The following is a 16,502-nucleotide window of genomic DNA, read 5'->3' on the forward strand; positions in this document are numbered from 1 at the left end:
AAAACGGGCAGTGCCTTGCGGCACTGCCCGTTTTTTTTGGCGCTAAGGCCTGGCCCCACTGAGATGATCCCGCGCGCACTCCTCAAGCGGCACCTCATCCACCACTTCTGGCATGTCGGGCGCCTCTGACTCCGGCTCCCCAGGTGCCGCGTCTGGCGCAGGCGTGGTCTGCATTTGATCCTGAACCACCTGCTCATCCACTCGCGGATCGAGGGCCGCCACCAAAGGCGAACTGGACATGCTGTCCGGCATCGCCACGTGATGCAGTGGCGCATCGTCCACCTGATGCAGATTGGTCACAGCCTTTGGCCGGATCCGCCAAACCAGGACCAGCGCAAAGAAACTGAAGAAGGCGTAGAGCATCTGACTGCCGAACAACTTCATCAGCACCCCCGCAGCCAGCGGCCCGATACTCGCCCCCACGCCATAGGTCACCAACAGCATCGCCGTCAGCGATACCCGTCGGTCTCCCTCGACATGATCATTGGAGAAGGCTACCGCCAACGGATAAAGGCAGAACTGCACCAGGGAACAGAAAAATCCCAGGACGAACAAAACCTCAAGCGGCACCGCAGGCAATATCGCCAAGGGCAAGGCTGCCACCGCCAGGAACAACGCAAAGCAGCGTATCAGCAGCGCCCGATCGTAACGATCGGACAACCAGCCCAGCGGCCACTGCACCACCAGGCCAGCAAAAATACAGCTACCCATAAACAGGCCCACCTGCTCGGTACTCAGGCCCTGCTGCGACGCGTAGAGCGGCGCCAGGCCGTAGAACGACCCGACGATCAGCCCAGAACCCAACACCGTACTCAGGGATTGCGGCACCCGCTTGATAAAGAACCGCGGCTCCATCGGCGCCGGATGCAAAGGCGCCGGGTGAATACGCCGGGTCATGGCCACCGGCACCAGGCACAAGGCAAAACACAGGGCTACCAGCATCAACAGTTCAAGCCCCAGGGATGGATGCATGACCAGAATCAACTGCCCCAGAACCAACCCCAGATAAGAGGCAATCATGTAGCCGCTGAAGACCAACCCACGCTGCTTGGCATCGGCCTGCTCGTTGAGCCAGCTTTCGATGACCATGTACTGGCACATCATTCCCAGGCCAACAATCATCCGCAGCACCAGCCAGGCCGGCAGCCAGTCCACCAACCCATGCCCGAGCACGGCTGCACCAACGATCCCGGCACAGGTGGCGTAGGCGCGGATATGCCCGACCCGGGCAATCAGCCGATGCCCCAGCTTGCCCCCCAGAACCAGGCCGAAATAGTTGGCCGCCATCAGCGCGCCCACCCACAGGCTATCGACATGATCGGCGGCCAGACGCAACGCCAGATAAGTACTGAGCAGACCCGAGCCGATCAGCATCATCAGCGAGGCAAAATAAAGCGCTCGAAAGGATTTCCAGATTTGGCGCATCGGCGTTCCGAGCGGCTCCTTGAATGAGGTACCGGCCCCCTGGCAAGACGGGGCCCGACCAGCGACGGTTCGGTTATGCCTGGGCCGCTAACACACGCCGTTCCCAGGGAGTAATTTCATCAAAGAAGCTGGTCAATTCCATGGTCTTCGAAGCGATGTAGCCTTCGATGAACTCGTTGCCAAACAGTTCCCTGGCCAACTGGCTGCGCTTGAGACGCTCCAGCGCCGCATGCAAGGTACAGGGCAATGACAAATTGTCCGGCACTGTAAATTCACCCTGGATAGCAGCCGTCGGCTCCAGCTCATTCTCGATCCCATGCAAGCCCGCTGCCAGACTCGCGGCAATCGCCAGGTACGGATTGGCATCCGCGCCCGGCAAGCGGTTCTCCACCCGTCGCGCCACCGGCGAACTGGCCGGGATTCGCAACCCAGCCGCCCGATTATCATGGGACCAGCAGGCATTGTTCGGCGAAGCGTAAGGATGGCACAAGCGCTGATAGGAGTTCACGTTGGGGGCAAACAATGCCGTGAAATCCGCCATTGCCGCCTGCTGGCCACCAATGAAATGACGGAACATCGCCGTCGGCTGCCCAGTTTCGTCACTGAAGACGTTACGAGCGCTACCGATCTCCACCACACTCTGGTGAATATGCATCGAACTGCCCGGTGTATGGGCCAGTGGCTTGGCCATGCAAACCACGATTAGGCCATGCTTGAGCGCCACTTCCTTGAGCAGGTGCTTGAACAGGAACGTCTGGTCCGCCAGCAGTAGCGGATCGCCGTGCAGCAGGTTGATCTCGAACTGGCTGACGCCCATCTCGTGCATGAAGGTGTCGCGGGGCAGGCCAAGAGCGGCCATGCACTCGTAGACCTCCTTGAAGAACGGTCGCAGGCCGTTGTTGGAGCTGACACTGAATGCCGAGTAGCCCTCCTCCCGCCGACCATCCAGCCCCACTGGTGGCCGGAAAACCTCCGCGGGATCGTCGTTGGGAGCGAACACAAAGAACTCAAGCTCCGTAGCCACCACCGGCGCCAGTCCCAGCGCCGCATAGCGGGAGACCACGTGCTTGAGTTGACCACGGGTGGACAGTCGCGAACTCTCGCCACTGAGCTCATCCGCATCACAGATAGCCAGCGCCCGTGGAGCCTGGCTCCAGGGTAGGCGATGAATCTGCTGTGGATCGGCATTGAGCGCCAGGTCGCCGTCGTCGCTGCCGTAAAAACGCGCAGGCGGGTAACCGCCCATGATGCATTGCAGCAGCACCCCCCGTGCCATCTGCAAACGCCGCCCTTCAAGGAATCCCTCGGCGGTCATCACCTTGCCCCGCGGTACGCCATTCAAATCCGCAGTGACACATTCAATCTCATCAATGCCCGTCAATCGCTCGGCGAGTGAACTGTGGCCATCGGTTGTCATGACTCAATCCTTGTTGTTATACGAGCCGCGAACGGCGACCCGTACAAAATACGCACCACCCGTTCAGGATTTCAAGCAGGCGAGAATAAAATCCCCAACCGTCTGCACATCGGCAAACAACCCGCACGTTCACTGCCGATACACAGCCAGTATCCAGCCACTCAGCGAAAGGAGTAGGCTCAATCGCCTGCCCTAGCCTGACCGATGGAGGCCCGCATGCTGGGAAGCCTTGCCGATATCGACCTGCGGATGCTGCGGGTTTTCTGCGCCATCGTTGAAGCCGGTGGTTTCACCGCAGCTCAAGTACGACTCAACACCAGCCTGTCACGACTCAGCGTGGTAGTGCGCGATCTTGAGGAACGCCTGGGATACTCATTGTGCAGACGGGGCAGCAGCGGCTTTCAGCTGACCGATCAGGGCCAGGAACTGTTCGAGGCCACGCAACTGCTGTTCACTGACATCGAGCGCTTTCGCCAGCATGCCAACCGGCTAGGTCCGGCAGCCCGTGAACACCTGCAGATCGGCAGCGTCGACAGCCTGGTCAGCCTGCCCTGCGCGCCCCTGCCTTTGGCCCTGAATCATTTGCGTCGTCGCCTGCCACAAGTGCGTCCGAACCTGCACCTGATGCGCCCCGATGAGCTGGAACAGGCAGTGCTCGACGAGCGCCTGCACCTGGCCATCGGCGCCTTCCACCATCAACTGTCGGGGCTGCACTATCAGCACCTGTTCGATGAAGAACAGAACCTCTACTGCGCCAACGGGCATCCATTGTTTCTACGCCGCGATGAAGCATTGACCATGGAAGACATCTGCGCCGCCGATTACGTGGGTCGAGGCTATATGGCGGAAAATCAACGGCCCCACGACCTGCCCTTCAACCAGACCGTCAGCGCCTACACCATGGAAGCCATCGCAACGCTGATCTTCTCGACCACCTACCTGGGTTATCTGCCCAGCCACTACGCCGCCAACTGGGTCGCCAAGGGCCAACTGCGCGCCCTGCTACCCCAGCGCCTGGCCTATCGCTCGAGCTTCCACTGCATCACTCGCCAGGGACAGGAACCCAAAGCGGCGCTGGCCGCCTTTCTCGAATGCCTGGATCTGGCCGGGCAAGAACTGGGCAACACCAGCGCTCAGGGCAGGTAAATCTTGAACAGGCCACCGCCCAAAGGGCCACCGTTGCTGATCAGGGTATGCCCGCACACGCCGTTGCGCTGATGCAGCTCGGCGATACGCCCGGCGAAGTACAACCCCAGCCCGGTACTGCCGCTGCTTTGATTGATGCCCTGAACATAGTCGGCCTGACGCTCGATCATCACCTGGGGATAGCCCTCGCCGTCGTCATTGATCGACAGCACTACCTGCCCCTCTTCATCACTGACCGTGATCAACAACGCATGACGCGCATGGCGGATCGCATTGTTGATGCAGTTGGCCAACACCGAGGCAATCAGCTCACGATCGAAAAAGCCCAGGGGACTCAACGGATCGACCTCGTAGGCGACAGAGATACCACGGCTCTTGAAGACCTCCTGATGACTCACCAACTGCGCTTCGATGAAATCATCCAGCTCGTGGTAGGCCGGCTGCAACGGCAACTGGTTGACTCCCAGTTTGTACAGCCCCAACAACTGCACCAGCATGCCGTTGAGGTGCGCAAACTGGTAGTCGATCACTCCTTGCTCGGGCGCCTGCTGCGCCTCGGGCAAGCGTGCCAGCCACTGGGCGTGAGCCTGCATCAGCATGGCCAGGGAGTTTTTCATGTCATGTACGGTGGATGCGATCACCGTGGAAAAGTCGAGCACCTGTTGCTTTTCGATCATTCGCCAAACGCCTTGCTTCGCAGCTTCTGATAGCGCAGAAAACGCGCGTCGGTATCGGGCATCATGCCGACCATTTTCAGGCACGCCTGGCATTCTTCCAGGAGTGCCGCATCCGGATTGGCGTCCGCGCCGTGCAACAGCGACTGTGCCATGTTCAGGGCAATACTGATGTTCTTCGGCTGCATGGCCAGGGCTTTTCGGAACAAGTCCCGGGCCTCGACCAGATTGCCGCCCTTGTAACTACGTACGCCCTGACGGTTGATGTCGGCCGCCGCATTGGACGAACTGAGGATCGTCGGGTCGTCGGTCAGTTTGGCAATGTTCTGCATGACCTTCGGATCATCGCCGTAGATCTCCGCACAGTTCTTCAACATCGACGCACCCGCACTGGCCTGCCCCAGCATCTGCAGTTGCTTGGCCACCAGCAGCGCCGCTTCGGGACTCATGAATTGCTCCATGCCGTCCAGGCGTATCAATGCTTGCTCGGTGAGCTTTTCAGCGGTTTCCGCATCATTGAGTAACAGGCTGGTGGCCTTCATCAGTCGCGCGCGGATCTGCAGGCCCGGATCGCTGGGGTTCTCCTTGGCCACCGCGCTCAGGGTCTGGTTGATCTCCAGGCGAGTGCGAGTGTCCAAGCCCTTCTCACTGCCCTTGCTGATCAATGCATGGGCCAGGCCGAGGTTGCTTTCCGGGTCCTTGAAGCGCGACTGCGCGCCCTGGTACACCGCCTGGCGATAGGCTCTGGAGGCGCTGTCAAAATCTTCGTTGGTCATGGCCAGCTTGCCCAGCAACGCCTGACGACGCACGGCCAGCGGCGACAGGCGCACCGCCTCTTCCAGCACGCTCTGGGCGCGCTTGGTATCGCCTTCGGCAACCAGCACATCCGCCAACCCGTCGTAGAGCCCGGGCATCATCGGAAATGCCTTCAAGGCCTTTTCATACACCGCCTTGGCCTCACCTGCTTGGCCACGCTTGAACAGCAAGCGCCCCAGCCCGACATAGGCCCAAGGCAAAGGCCGGTCCGCCAGAATACTGTTGTACAGGCGCTCCAGGGGCTCATTCTGATGCATGTCGCGCAGGGCATCCGCCCGGTAACGCAGGCACAGGGGCGCGTACCGCGGGTCCTGCTTGCAGAGGGCGATGCAGGCGTTAAGCACTTCCACCGGCTTGCCCCGGTCAAGGGCTTGAAGAATCGGCTTGAGCAGAGTCTTGCGCTGCTGCAGGCGCTCCAGGCGCTGGGCCAGGCCGGAGCGGTTGAAAGGCTTGGTCAGATAGGCGTCAGGCTCGTGCTCCAGAGCACTGAGCACCATGGCCTGGCTGCTCTCGGCAGTGACCATGAGGAACACGCTTTCATGACTGATGAGCTTTTCCAGCATCAAGTCTTCCAGCACCTGCTGACCGTTTTTCTTACCGTCGCCCAGATGGTAATCCTGGAGGATGAAGTCGTAGCGCTTCTGCGCACACATGCGCAGGGCCTGTTCGCCAGTATCGGCGGTATCCACATCCTTGACACCCAGCTCACGCAACATCGAACGCACCGAACTGCGGAAGTCCGAGAAATCATCGACGATCAAAAAGCTCTTTTGGTGGTACGCCAGCATCGAAGATTCCAGGCAAGTAAGAAGATCAATCCACAGACACCAGGACCCGCCCGGCTTCACAGCCTGTTTTTGGCGCGCAGATAATAGCTGCTGGCCACGGGCTATCAACCATTTTCCAGTCGCCCTGTGATACAGATCGCGACTTGGGAACACAATTGTCCACTGAAGTTATCGGCCGGCTTTGGCATTCCCTTATAGGTGTTCGCAAGAATCCATCCGCCCCCGAAAAAACTCTCTGAAAACTGCTCACTCCGCTGTTGAAACCTTGGATTCTGAAACTTCACCTGATAGCGTGCTGCGCCTCAAAACCTCGATCGTTTTTGCCTGCCATGCCAGTGCTGTGCACGGTATCGGCCAAGGGGCAAATGATCCATCAGCTGCACGCTGTACAGATTTGCAACCCGGGTGTCGAGGGATCGGCATGGCACCCGACGGCGGTATCATCGACGAGGAAGTGCCGGTCTGCCAGGCAGTGCATCAAGCGATGCGCAGGTCATTATCAAATGGAGTTAACGATGGCGCATAACAGCAGTGCGATAACCGGCATTGAACTGGAACAGTTCATGGACCGCCTTGAGGCCCAACAGCAAGAGCAGGAGCAGGAAACCGATGCCTTGCTGGCCCAGTTGCAGGCACAACCGCTGCAGGCCAACTCGCTGGCATCCATCGACCGCCTGCACACACTCTGGATGCAGGCCGGTGATTCAGCAGCGGCCAAGACCGTCATCGATCAGGACGGCGACGCCTTGCTGCAAGCCACGCATCAGCCAGCCCAAGCTGAGCTGAAAATGAACCTGGCCATCCTGCGCCTGCGAATCGCCAGTTATCTCGACGATGAGTCGACCCTTCTCGAGGTACTCGAGCAACTCAACCAGATGGCTACGCAAACTCTGGACTTCGACGTTGAGCACTACCGTCGCTACCGGATCTTCGACGAGCTGGAACAAGGCAGCGCCGAAGTCGCACTGAAAACCATCGATGTGCGTTACGCGCTGACTCTGGTCAATCCTGCGCGCGCTGCATTACGGGCCTGGGACGCTGCCGACCAACATCGGCGCCGCGCCCGGGTGCTGGCCGCCCACGAGCGTGAGGACGAAGCCCGCAGTGCCGCACTGGATGCAGTCAACGCCGTGCGTACTGCCAGCCCCGAACAGGACATCGATGAAGGCGACTGGCTGTGGCTGGGCAACGCACTGATCGATATCGTCCCGCTACGCCTCGCGCTGTTCGAGCAACCCATCGCCCAACTGACCGCCGGCCTCTCTCTGCCCCGGCGCCGCGAATGGGAGGTGCGTACTGCACGCCTGGCCGCCCGCGCCCTGTATGCCCAGGACGATCTGAGCGGAGCCTTGAAAATCTGCAACGCTGCAGCGCTGAGCCTGGACTCCGACGGCGGTACCAACTTCATCGAGTACGAACTGCCCTGGCTGATAGAAGCCGGACGCATCGATGAAGCCGGGCACCGAGCCTTCATCGACGTGTATGACAGACAAACCGAAATGTGGCCGGCCACCGCCCGCCTGGTTCTCCATCGCCTGCAAGATCCCGAAGACCACAGCGCCTGGTGGCCGATCTGCGTGATGCGCGCCTGCATCAACCAAGAGGTACTGCAGAGCTTTCTCTCGGCCCTGCCGGCCATCGAATCCATCGACCCCACAACCACTCCGCTACTGACGGCCCTGTATCGCGCCATGGATGACCCAGAGCTGCTCGACCCGCTGTTTGCCGAGGCGCGGGCCGAGGCGCAACGCCGCGCCCCCGACCAGCCCTGGATCATCCGCCTGGCCGCCGTGCATGATGGAGAGCGCGGCCTGATCGACGCTGCCACAGAAGTCAGCCTGCTACAAAACGCCATTCAGGCCGGCCGCCTGCAGGACAATCGCAGCGCCTATTCGCTGTTTGCCGCGCGGGTCAAAAGCTTGGGAGTGATCGAAACACTGAAACTGCCAAAGCCGATCCTGGCCAGCGGCAGATACGCCTACAACTACGCGCTGACCATCGACGATCTGACAGAAGCTGAAGCGGACAAGCTGCCGACAGACGCCCGAAACGAAGCCTACTCGCTGCTGCGCGAGGCGCAGAAAGACGCCTACGAGCAAGGCCAGGCGCATATGGAGCGCTACTTCGCCACAGGTAACGGCCATCCGTTCGATGCCTGCGCGCACCTCTATTCCATGCTCTGCAACAACCTGGCAATCAACTACCGCTGCTACAACGAACAGAAGCGCTACCAGGAAGCCATCGACCTGCACCTGCGCGGCATCGCCGCCAGCTCGTTCGCTGAGCACTACAATGGCCTGCTCAGTGCCCGCATCGGTATGAACGACCAACCCGGCATCATCGAAGCCGCAGAACAGCTGTGGCACTACTCGATGGAGTTCGGCTACAGCCGCCATGATCCGAATGACTACATGGGCCCGTTGGCATACGCTCTGTACTCGCTGGACCGTGACAGTGAAATCCTCATCTGGCTCGAACGCCTGCTCAAGTGGCAAGAAGAGCAAGGAGTCAACGACCAGCAACTGGACAGCTCGGCACTGTTCGCCCGGATCAGGGTGGCGCGCTACCTGGCCCACGCTCATCCGGATAACGCCGATAGCCTCTGGCAACGCTACGAGCCGCTGGTACTGGCCATGAACGAGGTTTCGGTCATGTCCTGCTCGGTAGATTTCCTCAAGGCGCGTGGACGCACCGCCGAGGCCATCGACTACTGCGCACGGACTCTGGCGCTATGCACCCCGCACGATGACTACGACGTGGAGTGCCGGGCCCGGACCGAGCAGCTCCTGGCAGAGCTTCAAGCGCCGGAACAACCCTCCGGCAAGAAAAGCTGGTGGCAGATATGGAAGTAAGCGTCGACAAACGCGCCTCCAGCTACGCCCCACGCAACCTGTTGAATGCCGAGCAACTCAAAGACGGCATCCGCCAGCGGAGCCAGGGGCGTGACGATGAAGTGCCAGTGCAAAGCTGGCTACTGAATCACTTCTATCGGCATCTGGTAGGCAACTTCGAACCCGCACGACGGATCCAGACCCTGGAAGAAGCCGGTGTAACCCTGGGCACCGAAGCCTTGCCGAACTGGGTCGCCGGGTATTTTAGTGCCACAGCCAAAACACCCACAGAGACATCCTCTGAAACCTTGGCCACGCTGGTCTGGATCGATCCACTGGATCCACAACTGCTCCACCAGGAGGCCTTGCTGGTGGAGTTCCTGACCTCGCGCAAAGGCACGGCACTGGAAGGCAAGCTTGATCGCATCACCTGCCCGCAGGCGCTGGCGTTGTGGGAAAAAGAACATGCGCAGATGTCCGCCCGGGTCGACCAGGGCTGGCGCCAGAGCTCGACCGAAGCCCTGACTACGACGGTGACCTGCGCCGAGCACAGCTGGGTGGAGTTACGCCCGGACAGCGCGCTGCTACGGGCCGAGATGGCCTTTGAAAGCTACGTGATGCGCCACTGCCTGGGCCAGTTCGCCAATCGCCGAGCCTTGACCGGCGGCTACGGCGAACGCTACGCCGAAGCCGTGGAGCAACAGGGCATGCGCGTATTCAGTCTTCGCGATGCTCAGGGCCAGCCTCACATAACCGTCAGCCTGATCATCCAGGGCAACGGCGCACTCACCGTGGAGCAAGTCAAAGGCAAGCAGAACCGCCCACCGGTAGAACGCTACTTCCAGGATCTGCTGCTGTTCCTCAACGCCATAGGCACCGACCAGCAAACCCCGGCCGACTGCATTGCCATCGGCATCGCGCGCACCGAGTCGGGCTGGCTGCGCATTGAGGACGTCAGCGACCCTGAGGCTCAGACCCGCCTGGTCGCTCGCTATCCACAACTGTTCTATCGACTGGACGCGCCTTCAGCCATGGTCGAATGGCTGGTGGCAGCCCGTCAGTCCGACTTACTGCTGGAGGTTTCTCCTCAAGCACCATCGGTGAAGTACGCCACCCGCCACATTTTCAAGAAAACCCCTTGGCCACCACGTCAGGCCGACGATCCGCGGTACCAGACCGAAGGCGTGCCCTGGACCGACATGTCCCCCGCCCTGGCCGAGGAAATCGCAGCCTGGCAAACCAGAACCCGGTGAAACGACCATGATGACGATAATTGCGCTGCTATTCGGCGCCTGGCTGGTCTGGCGCTACTTTCGCCGCCAGCCGCCCATCTCCCTGCTGATGTTCACCCCACGCAAACGTTGGGCACTGACACTGGCACAACCCATGGTCGACGCCAGGGGGATGACCGGCTTCTTCGACCCCGACACCACCCACTTCATGGACCAGGCGAAAACCTCACTCAGGGCTCCACTGCTGCACCAGATCGGTTTTCGCAGCAACGCCACCGACGACGAAGTCAGCGAGCACCTGAACGGTACGTTGGAACGGCGTTGGTTTGGTGTTGACCTGCATGGCCTGAATGCGACCGATGACCCACGCGCAGCAATGGCCTTCGCCTGCGTGCGAAGCGCCTTCTTTATTCGCTGCGCCATGCTGATGAACTGGATCGAGCCCGAGACCGGATGGCGCATCATGCTGCTCAATGCTCAACGAGCCCGGGACTGCTTCAACAGCTGGGAGGATTTCGGCAAGGCCTACATGCTCGGACGTCAGCAGTGGGTGGCAGCATTCAGGGCCGACTCCCTGGGAGAAGCATTCGATGAGGCGAGCCTGAACCGGCTACTTGCCCCTGGCAGCGGCGTTTGGGCAGGCGTTGCCTGGCAAGGGTTACCGGCGTTCTGTCCAGTGGCGCAGTGAGGCGACGAAGGAGAATGGAGTGGTGTCCCAGGGCAGGTTCGAACTGCCAACCTTCCCCTTAGGAGGGTCATTAGAGCCACCCGCCCGCCTGGTCAAGCCCTTTATTTATTGGGCTTCCCGTCCGGTTGTGTCCGTAAATACGACGCCGTATAGTTCTTTTTGCACCCACCATGCACCCATGGGAACAAATTGAAAGAGAAGCTCACCGCCAAGCTGCTGGCGTCCCTGCAGATAACCGGCCAGGAATATGAGGTCCACGATACCACCGTCGGCGGTCTGTTCGTGCGCGTCACTGCCGCCGGCGCCAAGTCCTATGTAGTGACCTGGGCCAGGGGCCGCAAGAAGACATTGGGTCGCATTGGCATACTGACGTTGGAGCAAGCGCGAGCGGAAGCTACTCAATATCTCGCAGAGGCAAGAACCCTGGGGGAACCGCTAGCCGTTACCCAAGAACGTAAAGGCGCTACCCTCCCCTCCTTACGCGAGTTCATCGATGACAAATACATGCCTTGGTTCAAGACGCACCACAAAGGGCATGAAAAAACGCTGCACACGCTCGACCACAACTTCGAAGCAATCATGCCCCAGCGCCTCGACGCAATCACCGGCCGCGACCTGGACCAGATCCGTACAGGTTGGATGCAGTCGGGCAACAAGCCGTCGACGGTCAACCGCAAAATGGGCTCTATCAGCGGCGTATTCAGCAGAGCCGTTGAATGGGAGTACATCGATGCACACCCGATGGACAGGCTCAAAGCCTTAAAGGTCGACTCGATGGGACTGGTCCGCTACTTAGATGCTGAAGAGACCAAACGACTTCGGGAAGCACTCGACGCCCGTCAAGACGAGGCGCGGGTGGAGCGCGAGAGTGCTAACAAGTGGAGAGCGGATCGCGGCAAGGAACTGATGCCGAGCTTGCTGCAGGTCCCATTCACCGACCACCTAAAGCCTATGGTCCTGGTATCGCTGAATACAGGCATGAGACGTGGAGAGCTGTTCGACCTGAAATGGTCCGCGGTGAACTTCCAAACGAAGACGATTACTGCCGCCGGCGCCACAACCAAAACAAGCGACACACGACACATCCCTATGAACAAGGAAACGGTGCGTGTGTTGGAGGAATGGAAGAAGCTGGCCGGCAAATCTCGATACGTCTTCCCGAGTCAGGAAGGCGGCCGTCTGGAGGACGTTAAAAGCGCCTGGCTCAAGCTGCTAGAGCGAGCCAATATCGAGGGCTTTCGCTGGCACGATATGCGCCACGACTTCGCGTCACGCTTGGTAATGGCCGGAGTGCCACTTAACACGGTGCGGGATCTGCTGGGGCACGCTGATATCAAGATGACGCTGAGATATGCCCATCTCGCGCCCGGCACAAAAGCTGCTGCTGTAGAGCTAATTTAAAAAGGAGGTTCAAAGGGCACGATAGTACGGCTCTCTTTGTTTTCTTCCATGTGCTCTAACAGGTTGCTCCAGAACATCCGGATGTATCCCCGATCCAGTCGCCCTACACCTTCGATCTGCCAATCGGTTCCTATCTTTGCAGCCCCCTTATCCAGAAACACCGGGGATGCCTTGATGGTTTCCCAGATTCGCTGCTCTTCGTACGTGAGAAGGTTAGGGAGGTGGTAGCAAAGGTTTATAAATCTTTCGCTTTCGTCCGTAGACCACACCTCGGTTACGGCACTAGCTACCGACCAACTCTCTGTGTTCCCACCATCATGAAATGGGACGTCAAGATCAAAAACCAACGCCTCGACTGCAGCCTCTACCACCCCAGTAATTGACTGCCGTTTCACCCGAGATATGACATCAATCGTGAATTTGACCTTCGGGTCTAACCGGAGGGTGAGTGTTTCTGTCTTTCGCGATCCTTGATTGGGTTTGTTCTTGGCCATTTCAGAATCTCCGAGCCATAAATCGAGCGGCAATCCTAATCCGTACGTCCGACCGAGTCCATACGTTCATACAAATCATGTAGCATCAGTTGACGTACAGTATTCAATCAAACTAGGATTGATCCACGACCACCCAAATCCTATGGTCGATGGAGAGTCAAAATGCTTGCAGCAGAACAACCAGCAGCCTTGTCCGTTAGCGTCGAAGACGCAGCTCGGATCGTGGGATATTCGCGATCGGGCGTTTATGAGTTGATTGCCAAGGGAGAAATCAAAACGTTCAAGCTTGGCCGGCGTCGCTTGATTTTGATGACCGAACTTAAGGTTTGGATTGAGCGGGCAGCGAAAGAAGGTGCGCGATGATCTTGGAATTTACCGATAACGAGCAGCTGATGCTTCAGTCCGCCTGCGACACGTTCCGGGCCTTGCAGGGGATGAGCACCACTACCACCAAATACGAACGACTGTACAAGCGCTGGGAGGAGGAGAAATCCGCCGTCCTATGGCTTGTTCTAAGTCGCTTCGTCGACGAGCCGAGCGACAAATGATCAGGGAGAAATTGCGCAGGAACGCGCGAGAAGTTGCCAAGGCGGTGCGGGAACACCGCCTAGGCGAAAACACACTGGATAGCACCAACGTGAAGGGCAAACTATGACACGCCATTCTTCAACTGAGCAAGACCGCAAGATGATCGACGCGCTGAGAAACGGCCCGATCACCTCTGTCGAGGCCGCCCAGGCACTCGACATCGTTCAACCACCAAGCACCATCCGCCGCCTCAGGAAAAAGGGGCACGAAATCCAGACCTACTGGACGCATCAGTCCACCGAGCCGGGGCGGCCGCCTCACCGCGTCGCCAAGTACATCCTCATGCGCGAAGCGTCGTAAACCAGAAAAGCGGGGGTGTCCTCAGTTTTGAGGACACCCCCGCGCCTGCCTGTGAACTACTGGTTTGGTTACCCAGCCGGATTACGCTGAGGTCGATTCAGTGGAATGCCTAGCCACAAAACTACTTAGCCGTGGGGACACGGTTAGCATCGAGCTTGGGCAGCTCGCCATTCAACCGGCGAGCGGCAAACCCGTACCGCCTGAGTGGATGGATCAAAAAGCACTGGAGATTTGCCGATCGGTACTGGCGGCAATTGGAGTCGATGCATTCAGGTATGAAGGCTACAGCACGGGCCGGTACGGAGAGCACAAATCGGCCGGCGTGACCCTTCGCTTCACATCGGTACTGACTGGCGAAACTGCCTACGCCATTTTCAATGTGGACCTGACCCGCAAACGTACAACGGTAGGAGGCAAAGCTGGCGCACCTCTTCCAGCCGGTGAGTTCCGTGTCGGCAAGCGAAGCCAGTTTTGCAAGTTCTGGCAGGGCGCTGGTCTACCACTGCCTGAGCGGATGCAGCGGTTCCACAAGTGCATGGGAAAGCTGTCCAGCATCTTGCTGACTGGCGAGGTGAAAAAGGACCGGCTTAATGTGCAGTCTCTCCAACCCGTGATCATCACCGCAGACCAAGCGCGCCTAGCAGTTCTAGGGCACAACTTGGGCACAACTGAGGCACAACTAGGGCACAAGGAGGGCACAACGTCAGGGCACAAGGAAACAGCGCAAACCCATGCACTGCACGGGTTACAGCCGATTCGAACTACGTGTGTTTCAAACTACGAAAACAAGTTAACAAGAAGGGACGATAACAAGACAGCCTCGATAACTGATTTACCTACCCCTAAGTCTCCTCAGGATCAGAGTGTTGATGAGTGGTTGGAGGCGTACAGCTCCACCTGATCCACTTTGCCGAGATGGCACCAACCGCCCGCCAATGAAAAAGGGCACCACCCTGTTACGGGGTAGTGCCCTTGATACAACGAACGCTTCGTAGTTGTTCAGTCAATTCCTTCGCGGTCCACCTCCAAGAGTTGCCCGTAGTCCTCGATGAAGCAGTCGACGACGTTGGCGTGGTCCATTGCAACGAATGCACCGAGCGAGGCCAGACGCGCCTGGTTGGAGCGTTGCGGTGCAGAATCCTTGAGAGCGATCATCAGCGCCTCCAGTTGCTGCAGGATCTCCTGACAGCCCCGCAAATGCTCGAAAGCATCAGACGCGACGTTGCGCACAGACTTGTCGGCGGCAGTCATGCTGCACCCCCTACGCTCAGCCCGCTGAACGCTAGAGCGACCGGGAGAACCTTCACGCTGATGTCACCGAGTATCTTCAGCGGTGCCAACTGGGCCAGCTTGATATTGGCCGGCAGTACCATGGTGGTGATGACCTGACCGTGCGCGTCCAAAATTTGGATGATATTCTGTTTAAATTGCATGGCGTGTACCTTCAAGTTTCGTCGTGTGATAGCCGGCCCGGTGGTTGCACACCGGGTTGGCACCTCTTTTGAGATGGCCCAAATCTGGGTCATCGATTCAATCGGCGAAACTTTTCGCCGGTTACTGCTTACCCTTCTCGCTGATCCAACCCGCCGCCCAGCTCAAGGGGTCTTTCGACTCCATCGGCTTGAGTGGCTTCCCGTCGCGTGCTGCCTGCTTACCCTCCTGCTCCGTCTCCGTGTGAATCCACACCGTGGTGTTCTTGTAGCCCGCCGCTTTCTGTCGCTCCTTGAATGCTCGTTGGCGCAGTGTGTTCGGGTTTTCTGGGTTGTCTGCCATCTGAACTCCTCATTACCGGTAACGTGAAACCATAATGTCACTCCATTACCGGTAACGCAATGGGTGGGTGAAAAATAATTGCAGCCCCCAAAATGCTACGTCCGTAGCAGTTCCCGAATGCTTGGGAGCTGGCCCCAGCTTTGGGGGATGGAGATGCCGGAAGGATTTCCGTTATCTACCCGGGTGCTGGGTAGTTTCGTACACGACTGGTCCACGCTTCGTGCTGAGCTGAAATCACAGCCGAGCGCCACGGACATCTACCGGAATGCCGGTAGTTTCGCGAGCAAGTCGTAAAAGGGTTCGATTTTAAATCTGACCCTTCTGGATTTGATATCCGGAAGTTCGTCCGGACCTTCTCCACCAATGGTGGAATACCTCGCTTATAGCCGCATCTGCCGGATGACCTGACGCGGATCGGCACCGGCGGATATTGCTGAGATGGCGTCCTTGGTCAACTGGTCCAGGGCCTGCTGTTCGAATGCCTCGGCCATTGAGGCGGCCTTGCGCACGATCAGCAGCGCCAGTTCTGGCGGGAATGCGGTCTTGGATGGGTCGGGCAGGTAATCGCAATCGATGACTGACATAGGGGCTCCTGGGAATGTCCTCAGTTTTGAGGATATTGCCACGCCAATGCAGGTGAAAACGCTACAAAATCACGAAAAGACAGGAAATTATCGCGCTGTGTGACGATTTGGTCTCACTGAGACGGTTTGGTCTATCTGGCAGATCGGGAGTGATTCCGATTTTCTCGGTACTCAGCCCGGGCGTTGCGAGACAGACCATATGAGCCGAATCGGACCGTAGGGCCTGACTGGCCGGTAACGCTTCTAACGTTACTTTACCGTTACCTAACGTGCGCTCTCCGGCATTGCCATTGCGCGCCACCTGGGCAACCATGAGGATTCTTGACAGACCCTAGACAGATTCCA

General features: G+C 58.8%; 18 protein-coding genes. 9 read left to right on the plus strand and 9 right to left on the minus strand.

Annotated elements, in window-relative coordinates; translation table 11 throughout:
• Positions 1-42 precede the first annotated feature (42 nt).
• The gene (locus tag GV818_RS07730) at positions 43-1,425 is read right to left on the minus strand and encodes an MFS transporter (RefSeq protein ID WP_161755994.1); all 1,383 of its coding nucleotides are present in this window, start codon (positions 1,423-1,425) and stop codon (positions 43-45) included.
• A 73-nt stretch (positions 1,426-1,498) separates the two neighbouring features.
• Positions 1,499-2,740 carry a glutamine synthetase family protein gene (locus tag GV818_RS07735; protein ID WP_178124806.1) on the minus strand — a complete coding sequence of 414 codons (1,242 nt, stop codon included), beginning with the start codon at positions 2,738-2,740 and terminating at the stop codon, positions 1,499-1,501.
• 318 nt (positions 2,741-3,058) lie between these two features.
• On the opposite strand from GV818_RS07735, the gene GV818_RS07740 reads away from it, so the two are divergent.
• Positions 3,059-3,988, plus strand: coding sequence for a LysR family transcriptional regulator (locus GV818_RS07740; RefSeq protein ID WP_161776275.1), 930 nt, complete (start codon positions 3,059-3,061; stop codon positions 3,986-3,988).
• On the opposite strand, the gene GV818_RS07745 is transcribed toward GV818_RS07740, so the two are convergent.
• Together GV818_RS07745 and GV818_RS07750 are read right to left on the minus strand one after the other, a co-directional pair.
• Positions 3,976-4,665: a sensor histidine kinase gene (locus tag GV818_RS07745; RefSeq protein WP_161776276.1), complete on the minus strand. Its 690-nt coding sequence runs from the start codon at positions 4,663-4,665 to the stop codon at positions 3,976-3,978. The two genes, GV818_RS07740 and GV818_RS07745, sit on opposite strands and share 13 nt — an antisense overlap.
• Positions 4,662-6,266 carry a tetratricopeptide repeat-containing response regulator gene (locus tag GV818_RS07750; protein WP_161776277.1) on the minus strand — a complete coding sequence of 535 codons (1,605 nt, stop codon included), beginning with the start codon at positions 6,264-6,266 and terminating at the stop codon, positions 4,662-4,664. Before GV818_RS07750 ends, GV818_RS07745 begins: the two co-directional genes overlap by 4 nt.
• Positions 6,267-6,781: 515 nt before the next feature.
• Between GV818_RS07750 and GV818_RS07755 the strand changes: the two genes are divergently transcribed.
• The 4 genes from GV818_RS07755 to GV818_RS07770 all read left to right on the plus strand — a co-directional run bounded on the left by GV818_RS07755 (position 6,782) and on the right by GV818_RS07770 (position 12,418).
• Complete coding sequence (locus tag GV818_RS07755; protein ID WP_161776278.1) at positions 6,782-9,118, plus strand: hypothetical protein; 2,337 nt, start codon at positions 6,782-6,784, stop codon at positions 9,116-9,118.
• The gene (locus tag GV818_RS07760) at positions 9,109-10,350 is read left to right on the plus strand and encodes a hypothetical protein (protein ID WP_161776279.1); all 1,242 of its coding nucleotides are present in this window, start codon (positions 9,109-9,111) and stop codon (positions 10,348-10,350) included. The genes GV818_RS07755 and GV818_RS07760 overlap by 10 nt, the downstream gene beginning before the upstream one ends.
• A 7-nt stretch (positions 10,351-10,357) precedes the next feature.
• The gene (locus GV818_RS07765; protein ID WP_161776280.1) at positions 10,358-11,017 is read left to right on the plus strand and encodes a DUF1266 domain-containing protein; all 660 of its coding nucleotides are present in this window, start codon (positions 10,358-10,360) and stop codon (positions 11,015-11,017) included.
• 189 nt (positions 11,018-11,206) lie between these two features.
• Positions 11,207-12,418: a site-specific integrase gene (locus GV818_RS07770; protein WP_161776281.1), complete on the plus strand. Its 1,212-nt coding sequence runs from the start codon at positions 11,207-11,209 to the stop codon at positions 12,416-12,418.
• On the opposite strand, the gene GV818_RS07775 is transcribed toward GV818_RS07770, so the two are convergent.
• Positions 12,415-12,912, minus strand: coding sequence for a hypothetical protein (locus GV818_RS07775; RefSeq protein WP_161776282.1), 498 nt, complete (start codon positions 12,910-12,912; stop codon positions 12,415-12,417). The genes GV818_RS07770 and GV818_RS07775 overlap by 4 nt on opposite strands.
• A gap of 162 nt (positions 12,913-13,074) precedes the next feature.
• On the opposite strand from GV818_RS07775, the gene GV818_RS07780 reads away from it, so the two are divergent.
• From GV818_RS07780 to GV818_RS07795, 4 genes are all read left to right on the plus strand, one after another.
• Complete coding sequence (locus GV818_RS07780) at positions 13,075-13,275, plus strand: helix-turn-helix domain-containing protein (RefSeq protein ID WP_161776283.1); 201 nt, start codon at positions 13,075-13,077, stop codon at positions 13,273-13,275.
• Positions 13,272-13,460 (plus strand): hypothetical protein, encoded by a 189-nt coding sequence (locus tag GV818_RS07785; RefSeq protein ID WP_161776284.1) that lies wholly within the window; start codon positions 13,272-13,274, stop codon positions 13,458-13,460. The genes GV818_RS07780 and GV818_RS07785 overlap by 4 nt, the downstream gene beginning before the upstream one ends.
• A 103-nt stretch (positions 13,461-13,563) precedes the next feature.
• On the plus strand, positions 13,564-13,800 hold the full coding sequence (locus GV818_RS07790) for a helix-turn-helix domain-containing protein (RefSeq protein WP_161776285.1): 237 nt from the start codon (positions 13,564-13,566) through the stop codon (positions 13,798-13,800).
• Positions 13,801-14,008: 208 nt separating this feature from the next.
• Positions 14,009-14,701, plus strand: a complete 693-nt coding sequence (locus GV818_RS07795) for a hypothetical protein (protein ID WP_256679437.1) — start codon at positions 14,009-14,011, stop codon at positions 14,699-14,701.
• A 98-nt stretch (positions 14,702-14,799) separates the two neighbouring features.
• On the opposite strand, the gene GV818_RS07800 is transcribed toward GV818_RS07795, so the two are convergent.
• From GV818_RS07800 to GV818_RS07815, 4 genes are all read right to left on the minus strand, one after another.
• Positions 14,800-15,051 carry a hypothetical protein gene (locus GV818_RS07800; RefSeq protein ID WP_161776287.1) on the minus strand — a complete coding sequence of 84 codons (252 nt, stop codon included), beginning with the start codon at positions 15,049-15,051 and terminating at the stop codon, positions 14,800-14,802.
• The gene (locus tag GV818_RS07805) at positions 15,048-15,233 is read right to left on the minus strand and encodes a hypothetical protein (protein WP_161776288.1); all 186 of its coding nucleotides are present in this window, start codon (positions 15,231-15,233) and stop codon (positions 15,048-15,050) included. The genes GV818_RS07800 and GV818_RS07805 overlap by 4 nt, the downstream gene beginning before the upstream one ends.
• 121 nt (positions 15,234-15,354) lie before the next feature.
• Complete coding sequence (locus GV818_RS07810; RefSeq protein ID WP_161776289.1) at positions 15,355-15,573, minus strand: hypothetical protein; 219 nt, start codon at positions 15,571-15,573, stop codon at positions 15,355-15,357.
• A gap of 380 nt (positions 15,574-15,953) precedes the next feature.
• Positions 15,954-16,157, minus strand: a complete 204-nt coding sequence (locus GV818_RS07815) for a hypothetical protein (protein ID WP_017475873.1) — start codon at positions 16,155-16,157, stop codon at positions 15,954-15,956.
• Positions 16,158-16,502 lie beyond the last annotated feature (345 nt).

Source organism: Pseudomonas sp. Fl4BN1, from assembly GCF_009908285.1.
GTDB lineage: Bacteria > Pseudomonadota > Gammaproteobacteria > Pseudomonadales > Pseudomonadaceae > Aquipseudomonas.

Coding starts and splice junctions, on each gene's coding strand:
- GV818_RS07785 (WP_161776284.1), top strand. CDS start 13,272: ATGATCTTGGAATTTACCGATAACGAGCAGCTGATGCTTCAGTCCGCC.
- GV818_RS07740 (WP_161776275.1), top strand. CDS start 3,059: ATGCTGGGAAGCCTTGCCGATATCGACCTGCGGATGCTGCGGGTTTTC.
- GV818_RS07800 (WP_161776287.1), bottom strand. CDS start 15,051: ATGACTGCCGCCGACAAGTCTGTGCGCAACGTCGCGTCTGATGCTTTC.
- GV818_RS07765 (WP_161776280.1), top strand. CDS start 10,358: ATGATGACGATAATTGCGCTGCTATTCGGCGCCTGGCTGGTCTGGCGC.
- GV818_RS07755 (WP_161776278.1), top strand. CDS start 6,782: ATGGCGCATAACAGCAGTGCGATAACCGGCATTGAACTGGAACAGTTC.
- GV818_RS07745 (WP_161776276.1), bottom strand. CDS start 4,665: ATGATCGAAAAGCAACAGGTGCTCGACTTTTCCACGGTGATCGCATCC.
- GV818_RS07730 (WP_161755994.1), bottom strand. CDS start 1,425: ATGCGCCAAATCTGGAAATCCTTTCGAGCGCTTTATTTTGCCTCGCTG.
- GV818_RS07750 (WP_161776277.1), bottom strand. CDS start 6,266: ATGCTGGCGTACCACCAAAAGAGCTTTTTGATCGTCGATGATTTCTCG.
- GV818_RS07780 (WP_161776283.1), top strand. CDS start 13,075: ATGCTTGCAGCAGAACAACCAGCAGCCTTGTCCGTTAGCGTCGAAGAC.
- GV818_RS07735 (WP_178124806.1), bottom strand. CDS start 2,740: ATGACCGCCGAGGGATTCCTTGAAGGGCGGCGTTTGCAGATGGCACGG.
- GV818_RS07775 (WP_161776282.1), bottom strand. CDS start 12,912: ATGGCCAAGAACAAACCCAATCAAGGATCGCGAAAGACAGAAACACTC.
- GV818_RS07790 (WP_161776285.1), top strand. CDS start 13,564: ATGACACGCCATTCTTCAACTGAGCAAGACCGCAAGATGATCGACGCG.
- GV818_RS07795 (WP_256679437.1), top strand. CDS start 14,009: ATGGATCAAAAAGCACTGGAGATTTGCCGATCGGTACTGGCGGCAATT.
- GV818_RS07815 (WP_017475873.1), bottom strand. CDS start 16,157: ATGTCAGTCATCGATTGCGATTACCTGCCCGACCCATCCAAGACCGCA.
- GV818_RS07760 (WP_161776279.1), top strand. CDS start 9,109: ATGGAAGTAAGCGTCGACAAACGCGCCTCCAGCTACGCCCCACGCAAC.
- GV818_RS07810 (WP_161776289.1), bottom strand. CDS start 15,573: ATGGCAGACAACCCAGAAAACCCGAACACACTGCGCCAACGAGCATTC.
- GV818_RS07805 (WP_161776288.1), bottom strand. CDS start 15,233: ATGCAATTTAAACAGAATATCATCCAAATTTTGGACGCGCACGGTCAG.